A 12,434-nucleotide genomic window follows, 5' to 3' on the forward strand; every position below is an offset into this window, starting at 1 on the left:
GGCGCGACATTTTCATGAACTTTTATTGAGATCAGGACGGAGAAACATCATGACCCGCTATTACCGTGACTTCGCGTTGTTTTGCTACTGGCGATTTAGCGGCGCCGGCCTGACCGCCGGCCGCCGCCACGACTCGACACCACCATCGACACCCTTGCGCCGATGATCGGCGCCTGATTGCTCAAGGAAAGGATTATGAACGCCTCCGTCGCCACCCTGGCCGAAACCGGCGAAGCCCAGGACCAGGAAACCCGCCACCAACGTCTACCCAGCCCTGTCGCCCTGCGGGAAGCGCTGCCTCTGGACGCGGCATTACAAGCCCGCATCCGCCAGCAACGTCAGGCCATCCGCGCCATTCTCAACGGCGAGGACGATCGCCTGCTGGTGATCACCGGCCCCTGCTCTTTGCACGATCCCGAATCCGCCCTTGAATACGGCCAGCGGCTGGCCGGCCTCGCCGAGCAGGTGGGCGATTCGTTGCTGCTGGTCATGCGCGCTTACGTGGAGAAACCACGCACCACGGTGGGATGGAAAGGGTTGCTCTACGATCCGCACCTGGATGGCCGCCACGATCTGGCCGCCGGGCTGCGACTGTCGCGAGAGTTGCTGCGTGACCTGGCCGGGCTCGGTCTGCCGTTGGCGACGGAACTGTTGAATCCGCTGGCCGCCTCTTACCTGAGCGATCTGCTGGCCTGGGCGGCGATCGGCGCACGCACCACCGAATCACAGATCCACCGGGAGATGGTCAGCGGCCTGCCGCTGCCGGTGGGCTTCAAGAACGGCACCGACGGCAGCGTCACCGTGGCCCGCGACGCCATCGGCGCCGCCGCCCACGGCCACACCCACCTGGGGCTGGATCTCCATGGCCATCCGGCCCTGGTGCAAACACCGGGCAACGCCGACACCCACCTGGTGCTGCGCGGCGGCCATCAGGGCCCCAACTACCAGGAAGAACAGGTGCTGGCCGCCCGTGACGCCCTTGAAAGCGCCGGCCTCAATCCGCGCCTGGTGGTCGATTGCAGCCACGCCAACAGCGGCAAGGATCCGGCCCACCAGCCGCTGGTGCTGAAAGAGGTGCTGCGCCAGCGACGCCAGGGTGACAGCACGGTGGTCGGGGTAATGCTGGAGAGCCACCTCAACGGCGGCAACCAGCCCCTTTCCGAATCGCTACGCTACGGCGTTTCCGTCACCGATGCCTGCCTGGGCTGGGCGGACACCGAGGCGCGGCTGCTCCAGCTCGCCCGGGGGTGACGCCGGGCCATCGGATGTCAGGGTGAAGGACGCCACCGCCGCCATCAGCTCATCCGCCTGGCGGCGCAAATGGTCCGCGTGGTCGGCGGCGCGGGCCACCACCGAGACGTTCTGCTGGGTGACCTGATCCATCCGCGCCACCGCTTCGCCGATCTGCTCGATCCCCCGGGCCTGCTCGGTGGAGGCCACGGCCACGTCATCCATGATGGTGGTGACCCGGGTCACCGCCTCGACAATATGCTCCATGGTGCCGCCGGCTTTGCCCACCAAAGCCACGCCGTCGTCCACTTCCACCAGGGCTTGCTCCATACGGGTTTCGATATCCTTGGCCAGAGTGGCGCTGCGCCGCGCCAGATCCCGCACCTCCTTTGCCACCACCGCGAAACCACTGCCCTCTTCCCCGGCCCGGGCCGCCTCCACCGAGGCGTTGAGCGCCAGAATACTGGTCTGCAAGGCAATGCCCTGGATCGCGCTGGTGGTTTCGGCGATCTGCCCGGCGGCGGCCCGCAAGCGCTCCATGCGATCCACCGCCGCGCCCATTACCTCACTACCCTCGGACGCCACCCGGTGAGCATCGCGGACCAAGCCATGCCCCTGGCGGGCGTGGTCCTCATTGCGCCGCACCGTGGCGGTAAGCTGCTCCATGCTGGAGGCGGTCTCTTCCAATGAAGTGGCCAGTTGCTCGAAGCGGGAGGACAGATTGCCGGTGCCGTTGGCAATACCGGCGCTGCCCCGGTGCAGCGTCTCGCAGCTTTTGCGCACCCGCCCGACGATGTTGGCCAGCCCCGATTGCAACGCGCCCAGGCCAGCGTACAACTGGCCGATTTCATTGCCGCCGCGGCGCTCCAGACGGGCGGACAGATCCCCTTCGGCAATGCGCTCGAAATGCGTCAGCAAACACTGCAGCGGCCGGATCACGTTCACCGTTACCCCCCAGCGCACCAGCAGAACCAGCAACAACGCCGCCAACACCGTCACCGCCAACACCAGCACGCCCTGCCGCACCAGTCCCTCGAAGCCCTCGGTAAGGCGCCGGGCACTCTCCTCCGAGGCGGCCAGAAAAGCGTCCGCGCCGGTGGCGAAGGCGTAATTCATGTCACTGACCCGGCCTCGGCCGGAGCGGTAACTGGCGAAATCCCCTTCCTTGAGCACCGTCAATTGCAGACTCAGGCCGACGTTGAGCAAGGCATAGAGCTGCTCGGACAACGCATCGATGGCTTCTTTCTGTTGCGGTTGCGGAGGGATTTCCAGAAAGCGTTGGAACGCCAGACGGGCATCCTTCATCAAGGACCCGGCTTCCTCGATCACCGGCTCCGGCTCATCGAAGGACGGCACCCGGATCAGTTCCGCTGCCCGGTCCATGGCCACCTGAGCCTGCAGCAGATCAATGTAGGTGCGATTCAGAGCACTGGTCTGACGGACGTGAATCTGCTCCAGGGTACCGAAGGCCTGGCGGCTGAAATGAGAGGCGTACAGGCTGACGCCGCCCAGCACCAGAATCATCACGCTGAAGCCAAGCAACACCCAGTCCCAGCTGCGCTTCACCGTCATGTCGTCGAGCCATTTCATTCTTTCCCCTTACTCAAAACCCAGGAAGAAGGAAGGATAGAGATTCAATATGACGGAACGGTAACCGGTGAACCTGATCGCAGTCCTTTTCTGTATAGAGAGGACTTCTGTATGAGGGGATCGCTGACACCCCATAAACTCCAGATGCGAGTGTCTGCATCGAGGGCACGGGTCTGTACGAAGGCCTTCCGGGAACGCCGTGAATACGTCCCAAGACTCCCGGTTCAAGCAGGGCCTGGGCTCCAATACCGTCGACCGCTGGCACAGAAGGGGCTACGAAGCGACCGTGGGAAGCTTGCTTGCAAGCGAATGGGCTTCCGGACCCCAAGATTCGCTTGCAAGCAAGCTTCCCACAGCGGCGTTGTAGCTGCCTTCGAATTTATGTCTCTAGTTCGATTGGAAAGCGGCGCTTTCAGAACTCGTGGAGAGCCGGCGGGCAGCGTTCCAGGACCGTGCTTCTCCGGTGCCCTGGAACGCTGCCCGCCGGTTCTCCTTCCCTGGCGAACAGGGATGCTCTACTGACAGGCCCCCGCGTTGGTATAACTGTCATCCACCACGGTATCAATCCACTGCCGCAGCAAGGCCACCGCTTCGTCATCGGCCACGCTGCGCGCGATCGGAGGCATCATCCGTTGCGGGTCGTGTTTCGCTTCCATCCGGCAGGTGACGATGGAGGCCTCGCTGTTACCGGGCACCACGACATGTTGCCGGCCGCAGGAGCCGCCGCCGGTAGCGGTGGGTTTCTTGCAAATACCGTAGCCGGCATCGACATCGCGGAAATGATCCAGATAGTAACCAGTGTTCGACGCGGCCCCCTTGTCGTTGTGGCAGTGCTGGCAATTGACTTCCATATAGGCCCGCAGTCTCTGCTCGATATCCGCCGGGGAATGGGCCGCTTCGCCGCCATCTCCGGCCACGTTCCAATGGGGCAAACGGGGCACGTTGGTGGCCACGCCGCGGCTGTCAATCTGCAATTGCGGCGCACCGGCCAGCAGCCCTTGCGCCACCCAGTACTGCAGTTGATTCACACGCGGGAAACCGCCTTGTCCCTGCTCCCCCATGAAGGTACTTTCCGGCCGGTAGGCCAGATTCAGATTGCGCGGCTTGGGCCCGATGGGCGGGCTGCCGGTGGCCTGATCGTCATTGCCGTGGCAGGTGATGCACTGGTTGGCATTGGGGATGTTGTAGCGTTCGGTGTCGCCGCTGATCACCGCCCCGCTGTCCACGTCACGGTAATGCCAGCTTACCGCCCGGGCCCCACCGCCCATGGCCAGCCGGGCCACGCCATCGTCATCCCAAATGTACGGCAAGCCGGCCCAGTAGGCATTGCCGCTGCTGTTTTCCCGTTTGATCAGCAGGCGGGTTTCCACCAGTTGTTCGGTGCCCTGCTCCTCGTCGGTGAAGGCGAAGGTTTTCGCCAGCACTGTCCCCAGCGGGAACTCGATAGCGCCGTTGGGATTGGCACCACCCTGACCGTCCTGATACACCGCCTGCTCTCCGGGCGGAATAAACGCCACCCGGTACTTGGTGGCGTAGTCGGAAAACAGCTTGGTGTTAAGGACAAAGGGCACGCCCCCTTCATGGGGCAGGCTACGCGGATTTTCCGGATCGGCGAACAGGTTGTACTGATCCAGGCGCGGACAGTCCACCGCCAGAGCCGGACGATTGATGGCGTTCTGGGCGGTTTCCGCTTCGCACAGGAATTTCACGTATTCCTCGGACACCGCCGGATCGTGCTCGCCGCTGGGTTCGAACGGCGGAATCGTCACCCTCGGCAGCGGCGCCAGCAGCTTGCCGAAACGGGCCTGGCAGTCGTGATCTTCCAGCTTGCGATCGCTGGGCAGATTCAACAGGCCCTGGATGACCTCCAGCAGCTCAGCGGGATCAAGGAGAGACAGGTCCTGCCCGGCCAGAGCCATCACCACTTCGAGCCCGTCGGTACCGTGGAAATTCAGGTACGGCACGCTGTCTTCATCGAATTCGTTGTCATGAATGCACGAGCCCCATTGTGGCCGTTTCCGCTGTCCCTGATCGTCGAACTTATAGGCGTTGTAATGGCAGGACGGATTGGGATGCTGGTTGGTGTGGATCGGCTTGCCGTTTGCATCGGCGGGCACCGGGTCACCGTTGGCGTCCACCGGATAGGGACAGTCCGTGTCCAGGTCATCGAGCAGACCATCCCAAATGATGTGCGCGCCACGGCCAAGATTAAACAGATTCCCCAGACTGCCGAGCAGTTCGGAAGGATCATTGATGGTCGGCAGATTTTTCAGACCGATCATCATCGGCAACAGAGTCTGGATATCACCGTTCGCGGCCGCCTCCAGATCCGGCGGCGGCAGGCTATAACCGGAGTTGCGGATAACATTGTCGTGGATGTGCAGCCCTTCGGTATAGGGATCCAGTTTCTTGTCGGCGGTTTGCCCTGGACCGTCGATCAGTTCATAGCTGATATAGAGGATGGCGGCGGTGCTGTGATCCTCGAAGACGTTGTCGTAAACCTCGATATTGTCGTAACCCAGAGTGATGAAACCGACCCCGCGCGGCACCATGGACACCAGACCACTGTGGGCGAAGTTATAGGTGTTATTGTTGCGGGCCAGATTATTGACCATCACCGAGGTGTCGCCGTAGCGGGTGATGTTCTCCAGATCATAGATCAGGAAGCCACCAGTATTGCACTCGGCGATGTTATTGTCGTATTCACCGCCGCGCACGTTCTCGATCTCGAACCCCATGACGTTATAGGCGGCGCGGCTGTCGCGAATAATGGTGGTATCGGTCTGCCCCACGTAAATACCGGCATCGGAAGCACCAATGGATTCCGAGTCCTCCACCAGAATGTATTCCGATTCCACCGGATAGATGCCATAGCGGCCGCTGCTGGAACTGGGCACGTAATCCGGCGCCGGATCGCCCTCGTTGAGCGGCGGCGCGGTACAAGCCACCTGCAGGCGTCCACTGTAATTGGCGGCGGTGATGGGTTCGCCACCGCCGGACCAGATCGCCCGCACCTCGCTCAGGGTGCCCCATTTCACGCCCTTGAGTTTGAAGGCGTCACCGGGGGAATCGAGAATGGTCAGGTCCTTCACCGTGATGCCATGCACATTGAGTGCTTCCAGGCCGGTGACGTTGACGCTGTCGCGGAATGACAGCACGGTTTTATCCTTGCCGCAGCCCTGGATGGTGACGTCTTCCGTGGCCTGGATCAGCAGTCCCTGATCCAGCTCGAAGAAACCACATTCGAACTGCAGCACGTCCTTCGGCTTCAACTGGATCATGGCATCCACCATGCTCCGGGTGGCGTCCTCGCCCGGCGCAACCGTGAACACCCGGCCCTTGCCTTCCGGATCCGGCACTTCACCGCCGGGATACTCTCCACCAGGGTCACCGCCACCCGGGCTATCGCCACCAGAGCCCGAGCCGCCCGAACCACCGCAGCCCGCCAGCACTCCCAACAGCACACACAATGACAGCCAACCGATTCCTCGCCCGCGCATAAGCCGATCCCCTGACTATTGTTGTTCTGGATCCATACCCATTATGTTTATGTGGGTATCTGGTACGGTTGTACTACGCCAGCCGGCCCAGGAATGTAGTGATCTTGTCAACGAGGGTTAAACCGCGCCGGGAGGTTCGGCGGAAAAGGGAGGAACCGGCCGCCAGTTGCCCTGGCCATCCAGGGTTTGCCGGTACTCGAAACCGGACAGGACGCGCTCCGGCGGATAGCTGGAAAATTCGTCGAACAACAACCCGCACCAACCCGCACGCGGTACCCGCACGCTATAGAGATAGTGCCCGCGCGCCGGATCACCGGCTCGGCCCCGCCCGTGGGCGGAGAGCGCCAGCCAATGCACCTGCGGAATCACCGCCAGTGCTTCACCGATCAAACGCACCCCGGTGGCATGGGCATGTTCACGGTGCAGACGCCGCCGGGCGCCGTCGGAAAGCCAGGTCACCAGTACCCCCGCCCCCTGCGGGTGCGGACGCAATTTGGTATAGGGAAACAGTCCCGGATCCGGCACATCCACTTCCAGGGTCAGGCAGCGCAGATCGTCACTGAGCTGGAAGGCCACCCGCGTCACCCGCGGCCAGGGCACCATGGACAACCGATGGGCAAGCACGCCTTCCAGGGCCTGACGCTGCCCCTGCCGGGCCGCCTGATACAGCCGCCTGAGCCGCTCGAACTGGCCGGCATGGCGATGCAGACGCTGCAACCAGGCCAGCCGTACCTGACGTTGCTGTTCCTGCCACTGCCGCCGCCGGCTCGCCAGACCAGCCCGGCGGCGCGCCGAACAGACCGCCAGGAACCGGTCCCAGAGACCGGCCCGGAACGGCAACGTGGCCGGCTCCGGCTCCTCCGGCGCCATCGGCGCAAGCAACGGCTGCTCACCGGGAACCGGGGTGCGATGGTGCAAGGTCACCAGCCCTTCCAGACGATGCTGGTGCTGCTGGATTTGCTCATCCACCGACTGACGCACCCCATCCGGATCCACTCGCAGCAGCAACATCAACGCCTGCGGATCGAGAGGGCGTTGCTCGCGGTCCAGCACCTGGATATTGCCAGTGTGTTCGTTGACTAACAGCGCCGCCACCCGCGACAGGATCTCCAGCTCACCGTGGCGCAGTCCGCGCCGCACCAGGGAACGCCGGTTCAGCACCGCCTTGAGCCGATGGCCATAGCCCCGGTCGGGCACCAGCAAACCGCCTTCGCCGTGCAGGCCGAGACGATGGGCAACCCGTTCCGTGGTCTCCGGCGATTCCGGCAGTCCACTCCAGGCATAGGGGGACGGCGGCCCGAAACCAGGTTCCAGGACAAGGATGTGGCGCAAACGCTGGGCCATGGCATTACCTCTGGGCGACGACGGGCATGGCCACGGCCACACCACAACCACGAAAGGTCATGCCCACCCGAATGCACCTCTGCACTGACGGGCCTTCCACCGCCGGTGGATGGCACGAAGATTCCCCCCGATGACCGGTCATCGATGGTCTCGATGCCCCCAAAGCGAAGATCCCCATCTCGCTCACCCTCTATCCTTCCCCAACGGACAGTTACCCCGGCGACGCATCCCAAAGGCGGCGCGGACATTCCTTTCTTTATTTGATCTCAGAGCCTACTCAGGGTCTCGATTCTTCTTCCTGGCCCGAAAGCGCGGTGAACCGGATCACGATAGCTGGATTCGTGACCTGTTCCAGCGCCTTGCCGGGCAAGGAGACCATAATATGTATTCAGTGTGGTCATACCAACACTGACTACATGAACACGTCGTTTTTTGGAGCCCAAGGGAAATGCCCCCTTCCCCCCGCAAGAGCGCCGGCGACTGGCCGTTACGTTGGGATTTGCTGCTGCGTTACCGTTTGATCGAGATCATCGCACTCTGGGAGGGCCGCCTCACCACCAATCACCTGAGGCGTGCCTTCGGCATCGGCCGCCAGCAGGCCAGCAAGGACATCAACCAGTATCTGACGCAGTATGCACCGGGCAATCTGGTCTACGACCGCTCTCTCAAAGGCTACCGCCCGGGCCCCGGATTCACCCCTCGCTTTACCCTGGGAGCCGCCGACGAGTACCTGCAAATGGTCCGGACCCGCGAGGACCTGGCCTGCTCCTTCGAGCAATTGACCGTCAGGGAACTGAATATCGAGATGCTGCCGGTGCCGAACCGGGGGCTCCGCCCGGCGGTGCTGCGGCCACTGATCCAGGCCTGCCGGGAGCGGCTGCGGCTGGAAATCGAGTACGCCTCGCTGGCTCACCCCCAGCCGGAGACCCGGGTAATCCACCCCCATACCGTGGTGTTCTCCGGCTATCGCTGGCACGTTCGCGGCTGGTGTGAGAAAAACCGGGAGTATCGCGATTTCGTATTGAGCCGCATCGGCGACAGCGCCCGTCTGCTCACCCCGGCCGACCGGGACGCACGGCAGGACCACGCCTGGCAGACCGTCATCACCGTGCGGCTGGCACCGGCCCCTCGTCTCGATCGGGCACAACAGGCTCTGATCGCCACCGATTACGGCATGGAGAATGGTGAACTGGCCCTGCCCACCCGGGCGGCGCTGGTCGGCTACCTGCTACAGTGGCTGGGATTGGAGCAAACACGTCCCGGTCCACCGGAGACCCAACACATCGTACTTCTGAATCGGGACGAATGCCGGCCCTGGCTGATCGGCGACAATTGAACGGTATCGACCATGCTGCACAGAATCGACCTGGAACCACACTACCGGCTGGAACCACCGGCCTCCCCGGAAGCCCTCTCCCGGGCCGAGGCCGGACTGGGCCGGTCGCTGCATCCGGACTATGCGGCCTTTCTCCGGCTCAGCGATGGCCTTTATACCGAAGGCAACCTGGTGCTGCTGGGCGCGGACAGCATCGCGGAACGCAATCGCGACTATGAGGTGCCGGAGTACCTGCCGGGATACCTGATGATCGGAGACGACAGCGGCGGCGTGGCGCTGCTGCTGCGCAACCGGGAGCCCGCCGTGTTCGAAGTGGACATGGGTGTGATGATGGCCTCGGAGATGAGAGTCTGTGCGGACTCACTGGCGCAGTTGCTGATCCGGTTCCAGGGACGGACGCTGGATGAGCGCCAGGATTAACCACTACCGTGATTTGGGAGACCCCCTTGTCTGATCATGACTTGTCCTGGGTATTGGAGCCGGTCCGGCTCCTCTTCTCGGAGCGGTTGTTTTCCGCCGCCCACCCGGAAGCCCTGCCCAACGGCACCGAGGTCCTCACCGACCTGGACCGGGCCATGCTGCTGGAAAACTCGCAAGAGTTACCACGGGAGTACCGTATCTGGCAGGACGTACAGGCCAACGCGGTTTCCCCTTTCTATTGCACCGATGCCTACGCCACCATCAGCATGGATATTGAGAACGCCATTGCCCCATTCTGGGAACAGTGGGAGCCGATTCGAATGGCGCTGGTCAAACGCCGTCTCAGGAAAACCCAGACCGGGTTCGACAACTTCGTCAACACCCTGCTCTATGACGCCGTGGAACAACTCAAACAGGTGTCGGCGGCACGGTATTGCCTGGGCCCGGACGGCGAACCGGTGCTTGAAGCGCTGTTCCAGGTCTACCATGCGGGCTTTTACCCCTGTGGTTGGCGCCGTGGCAATCACATCGTCTGCTTCGACCCTTCCGTTCTGGAAGGCCACGGGACCGGATGCCTGCTCGACTATCCGGTCTGAACACCGAGCATGAAGAGCCTCCCACAGTCCGAACGACGAAACCGCTATGGGGGCTAGAGAATTTTTCCCTGCCGTTGGCGGTTCGCTTGCAAGCAAGCTTCCCACAGCGGCTTCGTAGCGCCCTTGTGAGAAGCTGCCTTGGCAGCGAACTGCTTTCCTGCCATTGGCGAAGCGGACACATAGAAAAGAGCGTGTGCGCGGGAGTCGAGTGCCGAGAGGGCGGGTTCTTTCCGCTGCCCGTCACCGATACAAACAAAAACGCCCCGCGGAGCGGGGCGCTACGAAACCGCTGTGGGAGCTGCCTCGGCAGCGAATTTCTCCCTGCCGTTGGCAATTCGCTTGCAAGCAAGCTTCCCACAGTGGCTTCGTAGCGCCCTTGTGGGAAATTGGCGGAGCGGACGCATGGAGAAAAGAGCGTGGGCGCGGGAGTCCAATGCCGAGAGATTCGCCTGCGAGCAGGCGAACCCCTTCGGGGCGCCGCTTCGCGACGTCCCGCGCCGCGCAGGCGCGGCTGGTCGAACCGGCGGGCTCTTTCCGCTACCCATCACCCATACAAACAAAAGCGCCCCGTATGGCGGAGAGGGCGGGATTCGAACCCGCGATACGGTAACCCGTATGGTTCCTTAGCAGGGAACTGGTTTCAGCCACTCACCCACCTCTCCGGAACACGGACAATCGCTTTGTTCTCACGGCGATCCGTGACATCGCCGCGCATCATACCAGTTTGCACAGAAAATACAGCTCAAAAATCAAGCAGACTCGCCGTCAGAGCCTTTTTCGTGCTGGATACGCTGATAAATTTCCTCACGGTGCACCGCCACCTCTTTGGGCGCGTTAACACCAATACGTACCTGGTTACCTTTTACACCCAGAACGGTGACGGTGACATCGTCGCCGACCATGAGCGTCTCGCCGACGCGGCGGGTCAGAATAAGCATGGGAGTTCCCTCCTCGAATCCATATATTGTTCAGTGAGCGCGGTTTTGCACACTGGATACGAGCCACCCGTCGTCCTTGAGCGTTCCACTATCGGGAAGCCGGTACCCGCCCCGTGTGCGAGGCGGGTAGTATGCCGCATGCCAATAAGAATGTCTCGTCAGGCGGCGGGCTGATCCAGCTCGAAGGCCTGGTGCAGTGCGCGTACCGCCAGCTCCAGGTACTTTTCGGCCACCACCACGGAGATCTTGATTTCCGAGGTGGAGATCATGGTGATATTAACCCCTTCCTGGGCCAGGGTTTCAAACATCTTGCTGGCCACGCCGGCGTGGGAGCGCATGCCCACGCCCACCAGGGAGATCTTGGCGATCTTGTCGTCGCCGATGATTTCCGGGTTGCCCAGCTCCGACGCCGATTTCCGCAGCGCGTCCTTGGCCTTGTTGAAGTCGTTGCGGTGCACGGTGAAGGTGAAGTCGGTGGCGCCGTCGGCCCCCACGTTCTGCACGATCATGTCCACTTCGATATTGGCGTCGCTTACCGGACCGAGGATCTTGGCGGCGATACCCGGGGTGTCGGGGGCACCGCGCACGGTGATCTTGGCTTCATCACGGGTAAAAGCAATGCCAGAAATTACCGGCTTTTCCATATCCACCTCGTCGTCGACGGTAATGAGGGTGCCCGGACCCTCCTGAAAACTGGACAGTACACGCAGCGGCACATTGTATTTGCCGGCGAACTCCACCGAACGGATCTGCAGCACCTTGGAGCCGAGGCTGGCCATTTCCAGCATTTCCTCGAAGGTGATCTTGTCCAGGCGGCGGGCACTGTCCACCACCCGGGGGTCCGTGGTGTAGACCCCGTCCACGTCGGTATAGATCTGACACTCATCGGCCTTCAGGGCAGCCGCCAGGGCCACCGCCGTGGTGTCGGAACCACCCCGGCCGAGGGTGGTGATGTGGCCGTCATCGTTGATCCCCTGGAACCCGGCCACCACGACCACGCGGCCGGCTTTCAGGTCGGCGCTCATCTTCTTGTCGTCGATGTCCTCGATACGCGCCTTGGAATGGCTGTGATCGGTGCGGATCGGCACCTGCCAGCCGGTATAGGAGCGGGCATCAATGCCACGGCCGTGCAGGGCCATGGACAACAGCGCGATGGTGACCTGCTCGCCGGTGGACACCAGCACATCCATTTCCCGGGGGGACGGAGTGCCGCTGATCCCATTGGCCAGCTCGATCAAACGATTGGTTTCGCCGCTCATGGCGGAAACCACCACCACCACCTGATCGCCCTGCTGGTGAAAGCGCGCCACCCGTTCGGCGACGGCCTGGATGCGTTCGACGGACCCCACGGAGGTGCCGCCGTATTTCTGAACAATTAGGGCCATATATGACGTTGTTCCGCAAAAAAGGGCGCGTAAGGGTAACATTTCAGCGCCCGGTTATCATGTGAGAGGCATGTGAGAGGCATGTGAGGCCGGCT

Annotated in this window: 9 protein-coding genes and 1 tRNA gene; 4 read left to right on the top strand and 6 right to left on the bottom strand. The window is 62.5% G+C overall.

Features of this window, described 5'->3' with window-relative positions:
• Positions 1–195: 195 nt before the first annotated feature.
• Positions 196–1,251 carry a 3-deoxy-7-phosphoheptulonate synthase gene (locus A6D6_RS06975; protein ID WP_159660312.1) on the top strand — a complete coding sequence of 352 codons (1,056 nt, stop codon included), beginning with the start codon at positions 196–198 and terminating at the stop codon, positions 1,249–1,251.
• Here A6D6_RS06975 and A6D6_RS06980 read toward each other — a convergent pair.
• The 3 genes from A6D6_RS06980 to A6D6_RS06990 all read right to left on the bottom strand — a co-directional run bounded on the left by A6D6_RS06980 (position 1,168) and on the right by A6D6_RS06990 (position 7,664).
• On the bottom strand, positions 1,168–2,820 hold the full coding sequence (locus A6D6_RS06980) for a methyl-accepting chemotaxis protein (protein WP_159660313.1): 1,653 nt from the start codon (positions 2,818–2,820) through the stop codon (positions 1,168–1,170). The two genes, A6D6_RS06975 and A6D6_RS06980, sit on opposite strands and share 84 nt — an antisense overlap.
• Before the next feature lie 515 nt (positions 2,821–3,335).
• Positions 3,336–6,320, bottom strand: a complete 2,985-nt coding sequence (locus A6D6_RS06985) for a parallel beta-helix domain-containing protein (RefSeq protein ID WP_159660314.1) — start codon at positions 6,318–6,320, stop codon at positions 3,336–3,338.
• 117 nt (positions 6,321–6,437) lie between these two features.
• Positions 6,438–7,664, bottom strand: a complete 1,227-nt coding sequence (locus tag A6D6_RS06990) for a hypothetical protein (protein ID WP_159660315.1) — start codon at positions 7,662–7,664, stop codon at positions 6,438–6,440.
• Between the two features lie 448 nt (positions 7,665–8,112).
• Between A6D6_RS06990 and A6D6_RS06995 the strand changes: the two genes are divergently transcribed.
• Genes A6D6_RS06995 through A6D6_RS07005 form a run of 3 tightly spaced genes read left to right on the top strand, consistent with a single transcriptional unit; the run spans position 8,113 to position 10,016 of the window.
• A complete protein-coding gene (locus A6D6_RS06995) occupies positions 8,113–9,000 on the top strand; it encodes a helix-turn-helix transcriptional regulator (protein WP_159660316.1) in 888 nt (295 codons plus the stop codon).
• Between the two features lie 12 nt (positions 9,001–9,012).
• Positions 9,013–9,420 carry an SMI1/KNR4 family protein gene (locus A6D6_RS07000; RefSeq protein WP_159660317.1) on the top strand — a complete coding sequence of 136 codons (408 nt, stop codon included), beginning with the start codon at positions 9,013–9,015 and terminating at the stop codon, positions 9,418–9,420.
• Between the two features lie 26 nt (positions 9,421–9,446).
• Complete coding sequence (locus A6D6_RS07005) at positions 9,447–10,016, top strand: hypothetical protein (RefSeq protein WP_159660318.1); 570 nt, start codon at positions 9,447–9,449, stop codon at positions 10,014–10,016.
• 572 nt (positions 10,017–10,588) lie between these two features.
• On the opposite strand, the gene A6D6_RS07010 is transcribed toward A6D6_RS07005, so the two are convergent.
• The 3 genes from A6D6_RS07010 to A6D6_RS07020 all read right to left on the bottom strand — a co-directional run bounded on the left by A6D6_RS07010 (position 10,589) and on the right by A6D6_RS07020 (position 12,339).
• A tRNA-Ser gene (locus tag A6D6_RS07010) sits at positions 10,589–10,678 on the bottom strand.
• Positions 10,679–10,765: 87 nt separating this feature from the next.
• The gene (gene csrA / locus A6D6_RS07015) at positions 10,766–10,954 is read right to left on the bottom strand and encodes a carbon storage regulator CsrA (RefSeq protein WP_022995680.1); all 189 of its coding nucleotides are present in this window, start codon (positions 10,952–10,954) and stop codon (positions 10,766–10,768) included.
• A gap of 158 nt (positions 10,955–11,112) precedes the next feature.
• Positions 11,113–12,339 (bottom strand): aspartate kinase, encoded by a 1,227-nt coding sequence (locus A6D6_RS07020; RefSeq protein ID WP_159660319.1) that lies wholly within the window; start codon positions 12,337–12,339, stop codon positions 11,113–11,115.
• Positions 12,340–12,434 lie beyond the last annotated feature (95 nt).

It is taken from the genome of Alcanivorax xiamenensis (assembly GCF_009846745.1).
GTDB lineage: Bacteria > Pseudomonadota > Gammaproteobacteria > Pseudomonadales > Alcanivoracaceae > Alloalcanivorax > Alloalcanivorax xiamenensis.

Excerpts from the sequence above, each read along its gene's own strand:
- A6D6_RS06975 (WP_159660312.1), top strand. The coding sequence starts at position 196 with ATGAACGCCTCCGTCGCCACCCTGGCCGAAACCGGCGAAGCCCAGGAC.
- A6D6_RS06980 (WP_159660313.1), bottom strand. The coding sequence starts at position 2,820 with ATGAAATGGCTCGACGACATGACGGTGAAGCGCAGCTGGGACTGGGTG.
- A6D6_RS06985 (WP_159660314.1), bottom strand. The coding sequence starts at position 6,320 with ATGCGCGGGCGAGGAATCGGTTGGCTGTCATTGTGTGTGCTGTTGGGA.
- A6D6_RS06990 (WP_159660315.1), bottom strand. The coding sequence starts at position 7,664 with ATGGCCCAGCGTTTGCGCCACATCCTTGTCCTGGAACCTGGTTTCGGG.
- A6D6_RS06995 (WP_159660316.1), top strand. The coding sequence starts at position 8,113 with ATGCCCCCTTCCCCCCGCAAGAGCGCCGGCGACTGGCCGTTACGTTGG.
- A6D6_RS07000 (WP_159660317.1), top strand. The coding sequence starts at position 9,013 with ATGCTGCACAGAATCGACCTGGAACCACACTACCGGCTGGAACCACCG.
- csrA (WP_022995680.1), bottom strand. The coding sequence starts at position 10,954 with ATGCTTATTCTGACCCGCCGCGTCGGCGAGACGCTCATGGTCGGCGAC.
- A6D6_RS07020 (WP_159660319.1), bottom strand. The coding sequence starts at position 12,339 with ATGGCCCTAATTGTTCAGAAATACGGCGGCACCTCCGTGGGGTCCGTC.